17 protein-coding genes are annotated in these 16,910 nt (G+C 55.6%); 5 read left to right on the top strand and 12 right to left on the bottom strand.

Annotation, left to right across the window (positions count from 1 at the left end; genetic code table 11):
* Positions 1-69: 69 nt before the first annotated feature.
* Positions 70-1,410, bottom strand: a complete 1,341-nt coding sequence (locus QLG08_RS17650) for an aspartate aminotransferase family protein (RefSeq protein ID WP_014606667.1) — start codon at positions 1,408-1,410, stop codon at positions 70-72.
* Positions 1,411-1,473: 63 nt separating this feature from the next.
* Positions 1,474-2,838 carry an ethanolamine permease gene (gene eat, locus QLG08_RS17645; RefSeq protein WP_014595250.1) on the bottom strand — a complete coding sequence of 455 codons (1,365 nt, stop codon included), beginning with the start codon at positions 2,836-2,838 and terminating at the stop codon, positions 1,474-1,476.
* A gap of 243 nt (positions 2,839-3,081) precedes the next feature.
* Here eat and QLG08_RS17640 point away from each other — a divergent pair, with 243 nt between their 5' ends.
* Both QLG08_RS17640 and QLG08_RS17635 read left to right on the top strand, forming a co-directional pair.
* Positions 3,082-4,086 (top strand): phosphotransferase, encoded by a 1,005-nt coding sequence (locus tag QLG08_RS17640; RefSeq protein ID WP_014606668.1) that lies wholly within the window; start codon positions 3,082-3,084, stop codon positions 4,084-4,086.
* A 129-nt stretch (positions 4,087-4,215) separates the two neighbouring features.
* Positions 4,216-5,280, top strand: a complete 1,065-nt coding sequence (locus QLG08_RS17635; RefSeq protein WP_112900249.1) for an AraC family transcriptional regulator — start codon at positions 4,216-4,218, stop codon at positions 5,278-5,280.
* 155 nt (positions 5,281-5,435) lie between these two features.
* Here the strand turns inward: QLG08_RS17635 and QLG08_RS17630 are convergent, their stop codons facing one another.
* On the bottom strand, positions 5,436-6,110 hold the full coding sequence (locus tag QLG08_RS17630) for an EAL domain-containing protein (protein ID WP_238493242.1): 675 nt from the start codon (positions 6,108-6,110) through the stop codon (positions 5,436-5,438).
* Positions 6,111-6,405: 295 nt separating this feature from the next.
* On the bottom strand, positions 6,406-6,582 hold the full coding sequence (locus QLG08_RS17625; RefSeq protein ID WP_165971855.1) for a hypothetical protein: 177 nt from the start codon (positions 6,580-6,582) through the stop codon (positions 6,406-6,408).
* Here QLG08_RS17625 and QLG08_RS17620 point away from each other — a divergent pair.
* Positions 6,542-7,021, top strand: a complete 480-nt coding sequence (locus QLG08_RS17620; protein WP_013024463.1) for a GNAT family N-acetyltransferase — start codon at positions 6,542-6,544, stop codon at positions 7,019-7,021. The two genes, QLG08_RS17625 and QLG08_RS17620, sit on opposite strands and share 41 nt — an antisense overlap.
* A gap of 116 nt (positions 7,022-7,137) precedes the next feature.
* Here QLG08_RS17620 and QLG08_RS17615 read toward each other — a convergent pair whose 3' ends face one another.
* A complete protein-coding gene (locus QLG08_RS17615) occupies positions 7,138-8,328 on the bottom strand; it encodes an alpha/beta hydrolase-fold protein (RefSeq protein WP_042677850.1) in 1,191 nt (396 codons plus the stop codon).
* Between the two features lie 249 nt (positions 8,329-8,577).
* Here QLG08_RS17615 and QLG08_RS17610 point away from each other — a divergent pair, with 249 nt between their 5' ends.
* Positions 8,578-8,790: a hypothetical protein gene (locus QLG08_RS17610; RefSeq protein WP_078828919.1), complete on the top strand. Its 213-nt coding sequence runs from the start codon at positions 8,578-8,580 to the stop codon at positions 8,788-8,790.
* 39 nt (positions 8,791-8,829) lie between these two features.
* Here QLG08_RS17610 and acpT read toward each other — a convergent pair whose 3' ends face one another.
* The 7 genes from acpT to QLG08_RS17575 all read right to left on the bottom strand — a co-directional run bounded on the left by acpT (position 8,830) and on the right by QLG08_RS17575 (position 14,842).
* Complete coding sequence (gene acpT, locus QLG08_RS17605) at positions 8,830-9,408, bottom strand: 4'-phosphopantetheinyl transferase AcpT (protein WP_126843140.1); 579 nt, start codon at positions 9,406-9,408, stop codon at positions 8,830-8,832.
* Between the two features lie 404 nt (positions 9,409-9,812).
* Positions 9,813-11,093, bottom strand: coding sequence for an MFS transporter (locus tag QLG08_RS17600; protein WP_282473047.1), 1,281 nt, complete (start codon positions 11,091-11,093; stop codon positions 9,813-9,815).
* Positions 11,090-11,581, bottom strand: a complete 492-nt coding sequence (locus tag QLG08_RS17595) for a YhcH/YjgK/YiaL family protein (RefSeq protein WP_105080514.1) — start codon at positions 11,579-11,581, stop codon at positions 11,090-11,092. The genes QLG08_RS17600 and QLG08_RS17595 overlap by 4 nt, the downstream gene beginning before the upstream one ends.
* Before the next feature lie 52 nt (positions 11,582-11,633).
* The gene (locus tag QLG08_RS17590; protein ID WP_014606677.1) at positions 11,634-12,554 is read right to left on the bottom strand and encodes a dihydrodipicolinate synthase family protein; all 921 of its coding nucleotides are present in this window, start codon (positions 12,552-12,554) and stop codon (positions 11,634-11,636) included.
* Between the two features lie 46 nt (positions 12,555-12,600).
* Positions 12,601-13,797 (bottom strand): PfkB family carbohydrate kinase, encoded by a 1,197-nt coding sequence (locus QLG08_RS17585; RefSeq protein WP_238493293.1) that lies wholly within the window; start codon positions 13,795-13,797, stop codon positions 12,601-12,603.
* 299 nt (positions 13,798-14,096) lie between these two features.
* Positions 14,097-14,312, bottom strand: a complete 216-nt coding sequence (locus tag QLG08_RS17580) for a hypothetical protein (protein ID WP_014606679.1) — start codon at positions 14,310-14,312, stop codon at positions 14,097-14,099.
* Positions 14,309-14,842: a DUF2778 domain-containing protein gene (locus tag QLG08_RS17575; RefSeq protein WP_022622305.1), complete on the bottom strand. Its 534-nt coding sequence runs from the start codon at positions 14,840-14,842 to the stop codon at positions 14,309-14,311. Before QLG08_RS17575 ends, QLG08_RS17580 begins: the two co-directional genes overlap by 4 nt.
* 708 nt (positions 14,843-15,550) lie before the next feature.
* Between QLG08_RS17575 and QLG08_RS17570 the strand changes: the two genes are divergently transcribed.
* Positions 15,551-16,837, top strand: coding sequence for an MFS transporter (locus QLG08_RS17570; protein ID WP_238493244.1), 1,287 nt, complete (start codon positions 15,551-15,553; stop codon positions 16,835-16,837).
* Positions 16,838-16,910 lie beyond the last annotated feature (73 nt).

The following is a 16,910-nucleotide window of genomic DNA, read 5'->3' as shown; positions in this document are numbered from 1 at the left end:
CGTTATGCGACGCGTGCAGCATTCAGCAAAATCATCCCGTTACCGCCCTGTCCTGTGCCCGGCAGCGGCCTATCCCTGCAGTTTTTTCAGGCAGCGATCCATCGCGCTGACTACCCAGTCGATATCATGCGTCTGGAAGCACAGCGGCGGCCGAATCTTCAGCACGTTGCCGTAAGGTCCGGCGACAGACGTCAGCACACACTCTTCGCGCAGCGCCTCGACCAAATCGAGCGCCAGCCGTTTGTCAGGCTGCTTCGTCTCTCTGTCCGTGACCAGCTCAAAGCCAATAAACAGGCCAGCGCCGCGCACGTCGCCTACGCAGGCATAGGTATCCTGAAGGGACTGCAGGGCCGCTAACAAAGCTTGCCCGGTTTTCAGGCTGTGCGCCTGAAGCGATTCCTGCTCGATCACATCCATCACCGCGTGCGCCGCCGCCATCGACACCGGATTGCCACCAAAGGTATTAAAATACGGGAGCGAGTCACTGAAGGCTGCCATAACCGGGGCTTTCGCCATCAGACCGGATACGGGAATACCGTTGCCCATCGGTTTACCCGTGGTCACCACGTCGGGCACCACGCCGTGGCGCGCAAATCCCCAGAATGATTCCCCTGTACGGGCAAAGCCGGGCTGAACTTCATCGGCAATAAAAATTCCGCCGTTTTGATGGACGACGTCGATAGCCTGCTTTAAAAAGCCCGGCTGGCCGGGCAATACGCCGTCCGAAGAGAAAATGGAATCCGCCAGAAAGCCCGCAAACTTAATGCCGTGCGCGGCCATATCATCGATCTGTTTCTGAATTTCGTGGGCAAACCAGGCCCCCTGATCGGCGGGCTGAATGCGGTAAAAATCTGGCGATGCCACCAGCCGGGTATGCGATGACAGCGGCTGGCCGCTGCCCAGTGCCGGTGATACGCCGGACGTCAGCGCGCTGGTGCCGTGATAGGCCTCTTTCGAAACGATAATGCCCGTGCCGCCGCTCCACGCATGCGCCATACGAATCGCCAGATCGTTTGCCTCGGACCCTGTGCACATGTACATGGCCCGATCGATGGCCGCCGGCATCGTTGCTAAAATGCGTTCGCTGTAGTCCAGAATAGACTCATGCAGATAACGGGTGTGCGTATTCAGCCGCATCATCTGCTGGTGCACGGCTTCCACGACCGCCGGATGACAGTGGCCGATGCTGGCGACGTTGTTATACATATCCAGGTACTGTTTGCCCGCCTGGTCCCAGAGATACTGCCCCTGCCCGCGCACCAGATGCACGGGGTTACGGTAAAACAGCCGATATGACTCGCCCAGCACCTTGCTGCGTTTGTCGGTTAACTGGCGAATCGCCGGGGCCAGCGCTTCCGCGTTTTCTGCACGAAAGCTGTTGGTATCCATAATGGTTGAACGTACCGTCATCATCACTCCTCGGATTCAATACTGTCGCTGCCGTACATCAGTGCGCGGCAGCGTCTGTCTGCGTTAGTCGATCTCCGCCGCGACAGAGGTTTGCGCGATCGTGCCGCGCCGGGACTGGGTCGTCAGGAAATAGAGGTAACCCACGACCATAAAGGCCATAAACAGCGCGCCAATCTCCGGGTTAAACCACAGCATCGCCGCCAGGCAGATCAGCGATCCGCACAGGGCAATGGCAGGGATCACCGGATAACCCGGCGCACGGTAACTGCGCTCCAGCGTGGGAGCGGTACGACGCAGCTTAAACAGGCTCAGCATGCTCATGATGTACATCACAATGGCGCCAAACACCGACATCGTGATCATGGCGGCGGTCAGGCTCATGCCCTGAAAGCTGATCCCGTCAGAGAAAATGGCCAGAATGCCCACTACACCACCGGCCAGAATGGCGCGGTGCGGTGTGTTAAAGCGTGAAAGCTTCGCCAGGGCGGGCGGCAGATACCCTTCGCGGGCCAGCGCAAAGAACTGGCGGGAATAGCCCATGATGATGCCATGAAAACTGGCGATCAGGCCGAATAAGCCAATCCACACCAGCATGTGCATCCAGCGCGAGTCATTCCCGACCAGCATTTTCATCGCCTGAGGCAGCGGATCGTTAATGCCCGATAACGTACGCCAGTCGCCTGCTCCACCGGCAAACACCATCACGCCAATCGCCAGCACCACCAGCGTTAAAATACCGCTGATATAGGCGCGGGGAATGGTGCGGCGGGGATCTTTTGCCTCTTCTGCCGCCATCGCGACGCCTTCAATCGCCAGAAAAAACCAGATGGCAAAGGGGATCGCAGCGAACATACCGGACACGGAAGCCAGCGAGAAGGTTCCCTGGCCCGCCCAGCCGTTCGCGACGAAATTCGCCAGGCTAAAGCCGGGCGCCACAACGCCCATAAACACCAGTAACTCAATCACGGCAAGCAGCGTAACCAGCAGTTCAAAGGTCGCGGCGATGCTCACGCCGATGATATTCAGCCCCATAAACACCAGATAGGCGCACACGGCGATAAGCTTGGGATTAATTTCAGGAAACTGCACGTTGAGATAGGCGCCAATGGCCATCGCGATAGCGGGAGGCGCAAACACAAACTCAATCAGCGTGGCGATTCCGGCAATCAGCCCGCCGGTGTCGCCGAACGCCCGGCGGCTATAGGCGAACGGGCCGCCCGCCTGAGGAATAGCCGTTGTCAGTTCGGTAAAGCTGAAGATAAAACAGGTATACATGACGGCAACAAAAAACGTCGTGACCAGAAAGCCCAGCGTGCCCGCTGCGCCCCAGCCGTAGCTCCAGCCGAAATACTCACCCGATATCACCAGCCCCACGGCAATGCCCCAAAGTCGCAGGGTGCCCAGGGTGGGTTTCAGTTTCTCTTTCATCACTGCGTTCCCCGTCTGTTTTAATTGAAAAATGCTGCACAAAAGCTGTCGGGTAGATGATGGACACAGTGGGAAGGGAAAAACTTGACCGCAGAAAACAGAACGCCGTGATTTAAGGTCAACTTGCCCCTGGCCTGGCTGCCAGGTGCCTGCCAAAGTCAATTTTCCCCTGCTTTCAGGTCAAGCGTGCAGGCAGGGTTCAGCGCCATGCTGGCCCTACACGCAGAAACCCGGGAGCCGGACATGAGCCATAAACAGTACGATACGCTGAGTAACGACACCATCCTTCAGCTTGCCCACCGGGCATTAGTGAACTATCCCGCCTGTGCACAGGCTGAGGTCAGGCTGCTGTGTCGCTCAGAAAACGCGACGTTATCTGTCAGCACGCCGCAGGGCCGATACGCGCTGCGCATTCACCGGGGCGATTACCACGCGAAGCAGGATATTGAAAGTGAGCTGCTCTGGCTGGACGCGCTTCAGGCGGCGGACATCAGCGTCCCCGCTGCCGTAGAAGATCGTCAGGGTGAACGCATTCAGGTCCTGCCGCTGCCCGATGGCGGCGAACGCTATGCGGTGCTGTTTCACTGGATAGAGGGCGATATGCTGACCGACAGCGTCGATCCGGCTGCGTTTCGTCAGCTCGGTGCCATTACTGCCCGTCTGCACCATCACAGCCGGAAATGGCAGAAGCCGCAGGGGTTTCGCCGCATCATCTGGGATCATCATACGATGGTGTCTCCGGCAGGCCACTGGGGCGACTGGCGGGACGTTGCGGGGTTACCCACCGCTGAACACGCGGTGGTAGAAGAAACGCTGGAACACGTGCGCCGCCAGATGCTGGACTTCGGACAGTCACCTGAACGCTATGGGCTGATTCATGCCGACCTGCGCCTGACCAACCTGCTGGTGCATAAAGGCGAAACCCGGGTGATCGACTTTGATGACTGCGGCATGGGCTGGTACCTGCACGATCTTGCCGCAGCCATCAGTTTTGTTGAGCATCATCCGAGTGCGCCGCAGTGGGTGGAAAACTGGTTACGCGGTTACGAACAGGTCGCACACATCAGCGATCGGGAACTGGCTATGATCCCCGCCATGCTGATCCAGCGGCGTATCCAGTTGACGGCCTGGGTGGCTTCCCACCGCGAGACCGAGATGGCGCGCAGCCTAGGCGATCGCTGGGCCAGCCACACCGTCCGGCTGTGTCAGCGCTATCTTGAAGGTGCCGCGCTGCCGATTGGCGTTTAACGCACCGCCGCAGTGCCTGATCGCGGTGCAACACGGAAAGCGAATCGGGTAAGCGATTGTTATCGCGTGGTTTCCAGCTGGTACGTTTTTTGCAGAACCTTGAGATGTTCACTTTTTGCGGAAAACAAGATGACCAGCAGAGTTCCAGAGGCCGCGTTAACGGCCATCTCCGGCGCAGGCGGCCATCGCGGTGTGTTGTCTGCCGCCGCAACGGGCTTAGGCGAATTTATCAATGCACAGGGCGGCGATGTCGATCGCATTTTCGGGATCAGCGGGATCGATCCCGATATGCTCGCCTGCCCAACGCTGAGCCTGGACCTGGTCAGCTATTGCCGGGTGCTGGAGGAAGCCGCAAGCCAGGCAGGCGTGGACAACTTTGGTCTGCAATACGGTCATCAGTTCCGACCCCAGTCACTGGGGCTGATCGGCTATATTGGCTTGTGTTCAGCCACGCTGGAACAGGCGCTGCGGAACGTCGTCAATGCCTTTCCCTTTCATCAACACAACACCTGCATCCGGCTGACCGAACGCGGCGACTGCTGGCAACTGGATTATCAGGTTCGCCATGGCGTGATCCTGATGCGCCGCCAGGATGCCGAGTTAACGCTGGGCATGTTCCTCAACCTGATCCGCCATGCCGCAGGTCGGCTCTGGGCGCCGCGGGAAGTGCATTTTGAGCATCCGCGCCCTGAGCACTGGCACGAACACTGTAAGGTGTTTGATGCCCCGGTTTACTTCGATCAACCCTTTAACTCGATGATCATCGCGAAAGCAGATCTGAACCGGAAAATGCCGGATCATGATCCGATGCTGCTGCTGGTTATGCAGGATGCCATCCGTCGGCTCAGCCCGCCCGTGGTGCGTCAGGACACCGTTAACCAAACCCGAACGGACATTCATCTGCAACTGCTGAACGGCGAACCTTCACTGGAAATCATCGCGGAAAAACAGGGGTTATCCGCCTGGTCATTGCAACGGCGCTTACGTGATGAGCAAACCAGCTTCTCGGCGCTGGTGGACAGCGTACGCAAAGAAATGGCCACGCATTATCTCAAACAGCATCATCTTTCTGTTTCCGAGATGGCGCTGCTGCTGGGCTACTCTGAAGTCAGCGCTTTTTCACGCGCCTTTCGCCGCTGGTTCGGCTGCAGCCCGCGCGATTGCCGTAAATCACAGGAGGGGCTGTTCTTGTAGTTAAGCTATCCAGCCAGAACAGCATTCGTTACGCTGCGTGCTTCAACAACCGGCTGTAGGCTTTAACCCTCTCAGCCAGTAATAAGACAGTGAGCAAATTTACGATCAGAATAAATCAAAACGAGCAGGCAGCGACGTTAAGAATAAAAGCGTCGTCAGGTAATGGCATCAAAAGAAAAGGCTTTAAAAAGATAGCCCTGAAATGCGGCAGCATGGGGTTTAGCAAACTGGAAGTAGGTGTCCTTTTCTACGCCTTCGACAATGATAAACTGGCAGTAGTCTTTAATTTGCGTCAGCGTCTCTTTCCAGAGTGGACGATTATGATGTTCCCAGAAAAAGTGCTTATCGATTTTAACCGCCTCATATAATCCCTCCTGCAAACAGGGAAAATGAGAAGATGCACTGCCAAAATCATCCAGCCATAAAGTGTAATTATTATATAACTTTCGCAGTAAGGGATTATTTAGCCCTTCAGCCAGACTGGGGAAGCTTTCTGAGACTTCGATGCGAAGAAAAGAGTGCGCTGTGGCGAGCTCGTAAATATCCCGTTCTTCCAGCAGCGCAAAAGCCATCTCTACATCTACATTGACAGAACACAGCAACTGGTGACTTTCAAAAAAATGTCTTTTTTGGTGAATTAAGCACAACTGCTCTCTCAGGAGCCTTATTTTTTGTTCTTTATTCATTTTACTTATATGTAAAAAAGGCGTCCCTGGTGCGGCAAATCGGGTTAAGACTTCAACGGCAATACGTTCGGATTTCAGGTTTACGATGGGTTCAGCAATGAACCGCCAGGCACGGTTATTATTATCAAGATTCTGGATTTCCATTCCCATGCTCTGATTAACGATGTTGAAGTGGATTGATTATTGATCGCCTTTAGCTATCAATCAAATGAATTTTAACGGATTAAACTATGATTAAACCTATCAAATCCCAAAAATCGATCGTTAAACCCTTGTTATTTAATGATGAATGGCAAACTATAAAACTCCATTTTTCCATGGACCGCATTTTTCGCCGGTCATCCCTGTTAGGCAATGTGTCCCGATTAATTCCTTTCAGAGTACAGGGGAAATGGGAACAGGGCTGGGTTCAATCGTCCCGGCGGCCTTAAGGCCAGCGTTAAACAGAAGAAATTGACAGACCGATGACAACCGGATGCCAGCCAAATGAAAAAAAGCGGGTTAAAAACCGCTTCCGGGAAATACAGAGGTCAACCCAAATATTGGCGACTTGAAATACCGCGGTCCAGACGATAATGTGTTCCGACTCCACCGTCATGTTATACAGAACGACCATGTCTCTTTCCTTTTTTAAACTTGAACCCCGGCACCTTAAAGAAATATATGAAATACGCTTTTCAGTAACGGAAAACCGGCTTCACGCGCATCAAATTCACTATTTACAGCGTGAGCAAGCGCTGGAGGATATATGTCAGGGCGGCGGCTGGATTTGCCAGGTCGGGGATGATTATGCAGGTTATGGATTGGGGATCTATGCGCCCGAACCGCTAATTGGCGGACTGTTTGTTAAACCTGAATATCAGAAACAGGGCATCGGGACGCACCTGCTGAACGCGATCGTCCAGTGGTTTAGCGATCGGGGCGCAGAGACGATTATGCTGACCACCGATCCCGGCTCGAACGCGGAGGGGTTTTATCAGGCAAATGGCTGGGTCGCAGAAGGGAGTGATGCGTTTGGGCAGCGGGTGATGCGTAAGCGCTTACCGCGTGGCTGATATGACGCAATCCGCCGCCAACGAAACAGCAGCGTTCCCGCCGCGTTGGAGAGAATGCGCACAGGATACACAGGATGCCCTGCTCATCCTGTGCGCGGTCAGCGTTGAAGCCAGAATTAGTGCGACTGTGGTTTAAACAGCTGCTGCACAAACTCCACATACGCAGGTCGCCAGACGTCCATCTCATGTCCCAGCCCCGGATACTGGGTGTAATGGAACTTCACACCCTGCTTTTCCAGTTCGGTTTTCAGCCCGGCAATGTCTTTGCCTGTCACGATATCTTTATCGCCCACCACCAGCGTAAAGTTTTTCAGCTGTTTATTCACGGTCTGCGGCTGGCTCAGCTGACGCGTCACGAACTCATTAGGCACTGTACTGGTGGTTACGCCGCTAAAACTGGCCAGCCAGGCAAAGTCGTTCAGGTGCGTCATGCCGGACACCAGCGCCTGATAACCGCCCTGGGATAGCCCGGCTATCGCCCTGTCAGCCGGTTTGCGACTCACGGTAAAGCGTTTTTCCACCAGCGGGATAATGTCCTGCATTAACTCTTTATCCGCAGCAGCGGCATTCAGCGGATAAAAGTCCTTGCGGCGATCGGCTGGCGGGAAGTTTTCGGGAATAGCCTGCACGATGTCGGTTTCGGTATCGGGCACCACCACCAGCATCGGCTTAATTTTGCCTTCTGCCAGCAGGTTATCCATGATCTGCGGCAGGCGGAGCTGAGAGATGGCCGACAGCCCGGTATCGCCAAAGCCATGGTAGAAGTAGAGCACCGGGAGCGGCTTGCTATCGGCCTTGTAACCCGGCGGTGCCCAGACAAACACCTGACGTTCAGACTTCAGGGCGGTGGAGTGATAGGTCAGGGTCAGCACATCGCCGTGTGGCACGTTGCGCTCATCCAGAATACTGCCCGGCACCAGAATCATACTGGTGTTCACCTGGCGCTGCGGTTTCGGGAAACGGCTGCCGGTATCCGGCGTGCGGAAACCGTCTACGTCAAAATAGTACTCATACAGGTTGGGCTTCATCGGCTCGCTGGTCCATGACCAGATCCCCGTGCTGTCCTTTTTCATGTCATGCGACTGCTGGCTCAGCGGCGTGGCGCCGGTCACCACGGCAACCTGCTTCGCGGCAGGGGCAAAAAGACGAAAGGTAATGGAGTGATCCGGATTCAGCGCCGTAATGTAGCGGCTTACCGGGATGCTGGTGTCTGGCGTTAACGGCAAAGGGGCGGCAATCAGTGCAGGTGCATATCCCGTGAGCAGGCTGCCTGCCAGGAATGAAAAACAGGCTAAAGTTCTTTTCATCGTGGGTTCCGGTTTTGTGTATGGCGAGGTAGTTATTGCATCTTTACGTTCAGGAAGAGAGCAAAGGGATACGCAAAAAACGCAGGGTGTGATGGGGTTCAAAAAATTCAGGCCCTCTCTGGCATGAAAAGTCCGTCGCTTTTTCTGCAACAGTCGCGCAACGACTCGCATTTTTTTATCCGCCCGCCTCGCATTCGCGTTATCGTCGCAGCATGAACACTTTTCCCCCTTGATAAGGACTGAGTATTGATGCGTAAACTTCCCTTCCTGCTGGTCACGCTGGGCCTTTTGATGTCGGTTACCTCTCAGGCGCAAGCTGAAGGCTGCCTGAAAGGCGCGCTGGTGGGCGGCGTAGCGGGTCATCTTAAACATCATGCGGTTGCCGGTGCCGTGGCGGGTTGCGCAGCAGGCCATTACCTGGCGAAGAAGCATAAAGAAGACGACAGCAAACAGAGTCACTAAACAATCAGGGCTGCCCGGTGAGAACGTGTGGCCAGCCCTTTATGCCAGCCGCCGCAGAGTGGTCGCGCTCAACTCAAACGGCGTCGGCGTGCAGACCGCCAGACTCAGGCCGCCCACCTGCAGCGCGCTGACCGACAACGTAGTCGGTGCCTTGCTGTCGATGCAGGCCATCTGCCAGGCACTTGCGCCACGCTGCTTGATGATCGCCTCTTTTAACGTCCAGATGCGCCAGAAGGCCGCTAACTGCTGATCCGGAGCTTCCGCCGCTATTTGCGCCTGTTCCTGCGCGCTGAACAGGTTTTCCGCCAGTCTGCGCCAGCCCGCTCTTGGACGCAGTACCTCAATATCGCAGCCGACGTCCCCTTCATCGCTGAGCAGCAGGGCAATATCGTCGCCGCTGTGGCTAAGGTTAAACCAGAGCCGCACATCGGTGGAAAAAGCCGGTTTGCCGTGCTGGCCAACGACAATCTCCGGCAAGGGCGAAATCACAGAGGCGAGCATGACGCGACCGGCAAGCCAGCCTGCGCGGCGGGCGCCCAATGGGGCACGATCTTTCAGCACAGACGCTGTCGGGCCAGCGCTGAGCGAGGAGATTTTACCCAGAAAGATCTGATACATATCAGTACCAGCGTTTGATGATGATGGAGGTGTTGATGCTCCCGGGAGCAATTGTACCAACCGGGGATTGCTTGCAGGCCAGTCGCTCAACATGCGTCATCCGGCATTTCAGCTCGCGGCAAATGAAACGTTTAACCTGAATAGCGGAAAGCCCCTTCCGGGCGATGAACACTTACTCGCCCGGAGGGATCTTTTTCTTGAAGGACAATCGACGGGCCTGCCATCCTGAAACCGCGTCACAGGCAACCGGCCGTGCCTTTTGCGGTGGTGAGCCATTTCAGGTGCTTTGATTTCAAGGCGGTACACTATGACAACCTCGACGCCTCGCCAACGGCACCACTCAGCGTGCTTTTTCCATTAAGCCGCCTTGCCACCCTGGACCGTGGTTGGACTTTCTATCCTGCCTACAGCGGCTTACGCACAAACAGGCCGTAGCTCAGCGCGCCCAGCATCAGGAGCGCTGCACCAAGCAAAAATACATTGGTGAATTTACCGGTGGTATCCAGAATAATGCCGGTAACGATCGGTGCCATTGCCGCCCCCAGGAAACCGCCAAAGTTCTGAATGGCGCCCAGCGAGGCCACCTGCGACTTCGGTGCGATGTCACTGGCCAGCGTCCAGAGCGCCCCCTGCGGCATCTGCGAGAAGAAATAACCCAGCGCCAGCAGGCCAATGGCCAGCGGGGTGCTGTTTACAAACGGAATCGGTGCCACGAAGCAGGCCGCCAGGGCCGCACCCGATACGATTGGCACCTTACGCGCGGTGATGGCTCTGACGCCCCGGCGCACCAGGTTGTCTGAAAGCATCCCACCCACCAGCACGCCCAGAATACCGGCCAGAAACGGAATGGAGGCAATCCAGCCGGTGGCTTTGAGGCTAAAGCCCAGCGATTTTTCCAGATAGCCCGGCAGCCAGGTCAGATAGACCCAGATCGTGAACATAATGGAGAAGTTGCCGATCACCATAAACCAGGTGGTGCTGTGTCGGAACAGCGCACGCCAGCGAACCTCGCCCTTCGCTTGCGGCACTGCGACGCTGGGTTGTCCGGCATGCAGCAGCGCATCTTCCCGGGCATTGGGATCGCGATAAAACTTCCACCACGCCAGCAGCAGGGGAAGCCCCATTACGCCGATCGCCACAAACATGCCGCGCCAGCCTAAGGTCAGCAACAGCACGGTCAGAATGGGCGGCGCAATGGCGTTGGCAATTTGCGAACCGGTATTAATAATCGCAGTGGGTAAACCGCGTTCACTGTCGCCAAACCAGCGATGGGTGATTTTAATTCCCGAGGTAAAGAACGGGGATTCGGACACGCCCAGCAGCATACGCAGACCGTAGAAATAGCTGTAGCTGTTGGCAAACGCCGTCAGCACGGTAAAGCCCGACCACAGCCCCAGCGCCCAGGAGAACATCTTTTTGGGGCCTAACTTGTCCACCAGCCAGCCTGCGGGCAGGTTAGCCAGCGCATAGGGCCAGAGAAACGCCGACAACAGCAACCCCATTTCGGTTTGCGAAAAGCCAAATTCCGCCGCAATGGTGGTGTTGGCAATACTCAGGTTGGCGCGGTCCAGGTAATTCACTATCGCCGCCAGCAACAGCAGCGTGACAATGCCCCAGCGCAGCTTCCCTTTCAGCGTGCCCTGCCCGCTCAACGTTGTTTCTGACATCGCCGCAGAGGGTTTCATGATGCCTCCCGCCCGGCAAACAGATCGAGATGGATTTTAATCACCGCTTTACGGATAGTCTGCGCCACCGGCGACGCACAGCCAGGGCGATGAATATCGTGAGGGAAAAACAGCGCAAACTGCCCCGGCGTCAGCGCGATGCTGTACTCATCCGTGATGTCCTGATAAAACACCACGTCATTTTCCTCCCGCCGGTCTTCCGCTATCACATGCTGCGGATGGGCACGCGTCACGCCGATGGTTTCGCGTCCGGCCAGCAGGTACTGAATATCGACATAGCGAAAATGGGATTCGGCCCGGCGGGCGCTGGCGGGCTCGGTCGCCATTTCCTGAAGCAGGCAGAACATCTGGTTGTCGGGCAGTAAATCGTATTTCCCCGTTTCCATCTGGCTGAAATCGCTGGCCGCTATCCAGCGAATCGCCTGGTCAACGATGGGATGAAACGCGTGACGCTCACGCGCCCAGTCAAGTTGATCGCATACAATCATGGTGTTTTCCCTTGTGGTAAAACGGTGCAGGAACAGACGGTGTCCGGTTTTTTTATGAAAGACGGTGTTGCCACAGCGCACTGCCATCACGAATCTGGTCAAGCAACACGCCAAGCCCCCAGAACTTCTCCAGCACGTTGTCCCGGTTAACGCGGCAGTGCTCGCTGGCGAAGGTGCCGAGGCGCTGGTGATAAATTTTGGCGTTTTTGGGATAGCCGAGGGTTTCGGTAACGGCGCTCAGCGACAGGAACAGCGACAGCTCATGGGCTTTTTCAGGCTGCTGGGCGCCCTGGTGATAAAGCCAGACGTAGAGGTTCGGATGAAAGTTCGTGAACACGCCGCTGAAGCCGCGCGAGCCCGCCTGAATGGCCGGCCACGCAATGGCCGCATTGGCGTTAATCACCGCCAGCGGCGTGCCTTCCGCCAGCCTGACGCGGCGTTGCACCGTGGGCAGATCGCAGCTCACGTCTTTCAGCACCACAAAGCGGCCGCTGTTGGCACAGAAGCTGAACTCGTCGTCGCTCAGCAGACGACGATACGGCGCCGGGCACTCGTAGAGCCCTAGCGGCAGCCCGGCAGGCAGCGCGTCCAGAATGTGATTCAGGTGAGCATAAAAGGTTTCGCTTCCCTGATTGTGCGGATCGAGGTGATTGGTCACCAGCACCAGCGCATCAATGCCCGTTCCGGCCATCGCCTGCAATTCCTGAGTCTGCTCGCTTAACCCATCGCTGATGTGGCCGGAGGCAATCACCGGCACCCGGCCCTGTACTTTCTCCACCACAAAACGCGCCAGCGCAACGCGCTCGTCCAGGCTGAGAGACTGCATTTCGCTGGACTGGCACACGGCGAACAGCGCATCCACGCCCTGCGCCAGATACCAGTCGATCAGGCGTGACAGGCCGGGGTAATCGATCTGATTCTCTGCGGTGAATGGGGTCAGCATGACGGGGACAATACCTTCAATCTTTTTCATGGTTTCTCCTGCCAGCGCCAGCGCGCGGCTGTTGCGTTACGTCGGATTATCGTTGGTTAAGTCGGGTGATGACCTGATGCCGCTTGGGCATATTGCTTGCGCCTTCCCGCTCTACGGCCAGGGACGCAAAGGCTGATGCCCATGTGGCGGCCTGCAGTAACGGCTGCCCCTGCGCCAGCGCGGCGGCCAGCGCGCCGTTAAAGGCATCGCCCGCGCCGGTGGTGTCCACGCTGAGCGCAGGAAAGGCGGGAATGACGTGACAATGCGGCGCGTCGAACAGCAGCGCGCAGCGCGCGCCCATGGTGATGATCACTCGCTGCGCCCCCTGCGCCACAATCGCCTGCGCCGCCTTACGCGCACTCGCCATGTCACAGATTTCAATGCCCGAGAGCCGCGAGGCCTCGGTTTCGTTGGGCGTCAGCACATCGATCATCGGCAGAACGTTCACAACCTCAGACGAGAACGGCGCCGGGTTCATGATGATGCGGACGCCCAGTGCGTGTGCCAGCCGGATAGCGCTGCGCGTGGCCTCGACGTTGTTTTCCAGCTGCAGTAACAACACATCCGCATCGGTAAGTTCATGGGTCAGCTCGGCAATTTCGGCATCCGTCAGGGTTTTATTGGCACCGGGGTAGATGGCAATCATGTTCTCGCCGTTTTCCTGCGAGACATAAATGATGGCGCTGCCTGTGGGTTCGGTATCCGTCTGGTATAAACGGAAAGAGTGAATGTCCGATGACGAAAGGTGATCAAACGCAAACTGGCTGAACCGATCGGTTCCGACCTTGGCAACAAAATGGACGCGCGCTCCGGCCCGGCTGGCGGCCATGGCCTGATTGGCCCCCTTGCCGCCGGGCCCGAGTGTGCTGCCTTGCGCCATCAGCGATTCACCACTTTGCGGAAAACGCGCCACCCTGGCGACGATATCAACATTGAATGCGCCAAGGATGCAGACTTTTCCCTGCCTGCTGGTGGTCTTTACGGTGGTTTTACGCGCCTGCAACCGCTTGAGTAAAACATCAAAATGGCCACTTTCGCTGATGAGCTTTTCCTGCAGATTACGGCGTTGCACTATGGCACCGCCGTAGCAGCGCTGAACCAGCCCCTGCTCTGCCAGCGCACGCAGATCGGTGCGAATCGTCTCCCGAGTAACACGCAACTGGCTCGCCAGCCCGTTAACGGTGACGCGTTCATGTTCGTCCAGCCATTGCAAAATTTGATTGCGTCGTTCTTCCAGAAACATCATCCCCCCTCCTGCCTGGCCGTTAAGCGTAAGGGAGCGCACGCAGCGTGAAAGTGATGCAGATCTCAGCACCTGGGGAAAAACGGAAGTAAACGGAAGTGAAGGGTTGTGTCGCTAAAGCGTTATCAAAGCGGGCAGTGTGATGGCTGAAAAGCAGAAAATGTGAGTCGTGAAGGGCGCGAAACAAAGGGTCTGTGGACGGTAAACGCGTGTTGAATGCGGATGATCATCTTCAGGAAAGGCGTGGCTTATCGCGCTGAGCATCTGTCGTGCGTCCCCGCCAGGCACCTGAGCGCGGGCTAACGTTTTCGCTTTCTGTATCCCCACGAGGCCAGGACAGCCAGCACGAGAGACAGTACGAACTTCACCACGATGAACGTAAACGAATAGCTGTTCATCGCCTCTTCGCCATCGCCTTCAATAGTGATATGGCTCATGAATAACGTGTTGATCCAGCTATCCGGGATCAGCACAAAAGCCGCCAGCAACACAATAATAAATATCGCAATTTTCATCTCACACCACACCGACTAAAATCTGGAATGCCGCGCACATCAAGGCGGCCATAAGCCATCAGATCTTTCCCGCCAGGCACTTTTATCTTAGGTATCCGCAGCAAAGCATTTCTGAGGGTTTGAAAATCCGATGAACTGTACAGCGTTACGCAGCCCCAAGAAACCCCGGTGCCGTCGCTGTTCAATGGGTGAAGCCGAAAGCTGCCCCGACGTGTGCCATTGACGTAAGCATGATCACTCATGGTTTCTGCGTTATATAAACCAAACCATTCGGAATGATGATTTCTGTACAAATGATACGCATCAATCACTTCTGCACGCAGTTGATTTAGCACGCTTCCTTTCGGGCGGTCGACTATCCAGTATGTGCCCGGCGGGATCGCGGCCTTTTCTCTATCTGAACAGTCAGGATTGTTGAGATAACGGTCAATTCCTGACAAAACATCAAATGAGCCGATGCCGTAACAGTCAAGCTTAACCCTTTTTCCGTCTGGCGAGAGACGAGCATAGTCCATCGTACAGATTTGCATCTCACATCCTTTGCGGGTGGCACAGGGTGAAAATAATACTGAATCCCTGTTCAACATCAAACGACGACCTTTTAAGATTCCTCTTATAAAGTTGCAACATCTTCCTTCACGCTCGTATTTTCATGAACGCTGAACATCGCCATCATTCCTGTTTTTTCAGCAGGAATAAACGCTCCGCACCGGCAGCGTAAACGAACAAAAGAGAAAAGCGTCTGAGTAAAAAATATTTATAAAAGCGCGATCTTATTTACGTTAAAAAAGACAGGCTGCCTTATTGACCATCAGGCATCCAACCCGCTGTGGTGATTAACATCACGTCTGAATCAGTCGAAATAAAAATCGCACCTCGCCTCTCAACCTGCAAGGGATATGCCCTTATGCACGCCAGCAAGTGGCTTCAGGCATAAAGATTTGGCTGCAACGTCTTAGTGTTAACCTGATTCCAGGCCATCTTGCCGCTATTTAATCGCTTTACCTGTGTGGGTTACGTTGATCACATTATTTACCAAAAGTGATTTTCACGGTATTAAATAATGCGCCTTATCACACCACGCGATTTCGTGTTTATTGCAAAATCGCTTACCTAATAATAACAAGGTGCAATCACGAGATTTACTAACACTCAATTAATTAACCTACCTCTGATTTAAAAATCATGTCACCTGTTTAGCAAAGTCATAAGGAAAAGGTAACAATGAGGGAGCAATCATGAAAACAATCAAACATTACCGATGGCACATGATATTACTGGTGTGCTTTATTACGATTATTAATTACCTCGATCGCACTGCGTTGGGCGTTGCCGCCCCGACAATTATGAAGGAGCTGGATATTACCAAGGAGCAATATTCCTGGGTCGTCAGCGCCTTTCAGCTGGCTTATACCATCGGCCAGCCCGTGATGGGTTATTTCATTGATACCATTGGCCTGAAGCTGGGCTTTTTTATCTGCGCCATCGTCTGGGGGCTGGCCACCTTAGCGCACTCACTGACGGGTTCCTGGCAGGGCCTGGCGTTTATGCGCGCCATCATGGGCTTTAGTGAAGCCTCGGCGATTCCGGCCGGGGTGAAAACCGCTGCCACCTGGTTTCCGGCCAGGGAACGCGGCATTGCCACCGGCGTCTTTAATATGGGCTCCTCTTTTGGTGCCATGCTGGCACCGCCGCTGATCGCCTGGTGCATACTGTTTCACAGCTGGCAGTTTGCGTTTCTGGTGGCCGGTGGCCTGGCTATTGTGGCGGCCTTTATCTGGTTCATCTTTTATAAAGATCCCAAAGAGGCCAAACGGCTGTCGGCGGAAGAGCGCGCCTATATTGAGGGCGGTCAGGAAAAACACCTTCATACCGAGCAGAAAGAGAAGACCTCTAAATTAGCCATCCTCAAACAGCGTAATTTCTGGGGCATTGGCCTCTCACGTTTTCTGGCCGATCCGGCCTGGGGCACCATCAATTTCTGGGTGCCGATCTTCTTTGTGGAAACCCTGCACTTCAGCCTGAAAGAGATTGCGATGTTTGTCTGGCTGCCGTTCCTGATGGCCGATCTGGGCTGCCTGGCAAGCGGCTTTGTGGCGAAGTTCCTGAACGATCGCGGCATCGGCCTGATCAATTCGCGCCGTCTTACCTTTACGCTCGGGGCGGTGCTGATGACCACCATCGGCCTGGTCAGCATTGTTCAAAACCCCTATGTCGCCGTGTTGCTGATCAGCATTGGTGGCTTCTCGCACCAGTTGCTTTCTACCGTGGCCGCCACGCTGGGCGCAGACCTGTTCAGGAAGGATGAGGTCGCGACTGCCGTCGGCATGGCTGGCGCCTGCGCCTGGTCCGGTCAGTTGATCTTTAACCTGTTTATTGGCGCGTTTGTCAGCATCATCGGCTTTGGTCCGTTCTTTGTTGCGCTGGCGGTGTTTGACCTTATCGGTGCGGCGGCTCTGTGGATTCTGATCAAAGAACCAAAGGAACCTGGAGAACCGGATGCCGGGTTAGCGGTATCGCAGTAGTGTTGTCGCGGAATGTGTCCCGGGGCACGTGAAGGGACGTGCCTCCTTTTTCAGCTTCAGGCGACCAGTACGA

It is taken from the genome of Pantoea sp. V106_11 (assembly GCF_029967885.1).
GTDB classification, from domain to species: Bacteria; Pseudomonadota; Gammaproteobacteria; order Enterobacterales; family Enterobacteriaceae; genus Pantoea; species Pantoea ananatis.
The sequence above is the reverse complement of the archived record's forward strand: the minus strand, read 5'-3'. Positions and strand labels throughout refer to the sequence as shown.

What these genes read in the sequence shown, in the direction of transcription:
- QLG08_RS17650 (WP_014606667.1), bottom strand. Translation starts at nt 1,410, where the DNA reads ATGACGGTACGTTCAACCATTATGGATACCAACAGCTTTCGTGCAGAA.
- eat (WP_014595250.1), bottom strand. Translation starts at nt 2,838, where the DNA reads ATGAAAGAGAAACTGAAACCCACCCTGGGCACCCTGCGACTTTGGGGC.
- QLG08_RS17640 (WP_014606668.1), top strand. Translation starts at nt 3,082, where the DNA reads ATGAGCCATAAACAGTACGATACGCTGAGTAACGACACCATCCTTCAG.
- QLG08_RS17635 (WP_112900249.1), top strand. Translation starts at nt 4,216, where the DNA reads ATGACCAGCAGAGTTCCAGAGGCCGCGTTAACGGCCATCTCCGGCGCA.
- QLG08_RS17630 (WP_238493242.1), bottom strand. Translation starts at nt 6,110, where the DNA reads ATGGAAATCCAGAATCTTGATAATAATAACCGTGCCTGGCGGTTCATT.
- QLG08_RS17620 (WP_013024463.1), top strand. Translation starts at nt 6,542, where the DNA reads ATGTGTTCCGACTCCACCGTCATGTTATACAGAACGACCATGTCTCTT.
- QLG08_RS17625 (WP_165971855.1), bottom strand. Translation starts at nt 6,582, where the DNA reads ATGGTCGTTCTGTATAACATGACGGTGGAGTCGGAACACATTATCGTC.
- QLG08_RS17615 (WP_042677850.1), bottom strand. Translation starts at nt 8,328, where the DNA reads ATGAAAAGAACTTTAGCCTGTTTTTCATTCCTGGCAGGCAGCCTGCTC.
- QLG08_RS17610 (WP_078828919.1), top strand. Translation starts at nt 8,578, where the DNA reads ATGCGTAAACTTCCCTTCCTGCTGGTCACGCTGGGCCTTTTGATGTCG.
- acpT (WP_126843140.1), bottom strand. Translation starts at nt 9,408, where the DNA reads ATGTATCAGATCTTTCTGGGTAAAATCTCCTCGCTCAGCGCTGGCCCG.
- QLG08_RS17600 (WP_282473047.1), bottom strand. Translation starts at nt 11,093, where the DNA reads ATGAAACCCTCTGCGGCGATGTCAGAAACAACGTTGAGCGGGCAGGGC.
- QLG08_RS17595 (WP_105080514.1), bottom strand. Translation starts at nt 11,581, where the DNA reads ATGATTGTATGCGATCAACTTGACTGGGCGCGTGAGCGTCACGCGTTT.
- QLG08_RS17590 (WP_014606677.1), bottom strand. Translation starts at nt 12,554, where the DNA reads ATGAAAAAGATTGAAGGTATTGTCCCCGTCATGCTGACCCCATTCACC.
- QLG08_RS17585 (WP_238493293.1), bottom strand. Translation starts at nt 13,797, where the DNA reads ATGTTTCTGGAAGAACGACGCAATCAAATTTTGCAATGGCTGGACGAA.
- QLG08_RS17580 (WP_014606679.1), bottom strand. Translation starts at nt 14,312, where the DNA reads ATGAAAATTGCGATATTTATTATTGTGTTGCTGGCGGCTTTTGTGCTG.
- QLG08_RS17575 (WP_022622305.1), bottom strand. Translation starts at nt 14,842, where the DNA reads ATGCAAATCTGTACGATGGACTATGCTCGTCTCTCGCCAGACGGAAAA.
- QLG08_RS17570 (WP_238493244.1), top strand. Translation starts at nt 15,551, where the DNA reads ATGAAAACAATCAAACATTACCGATGGCACATGATATTACTGGTGTGC.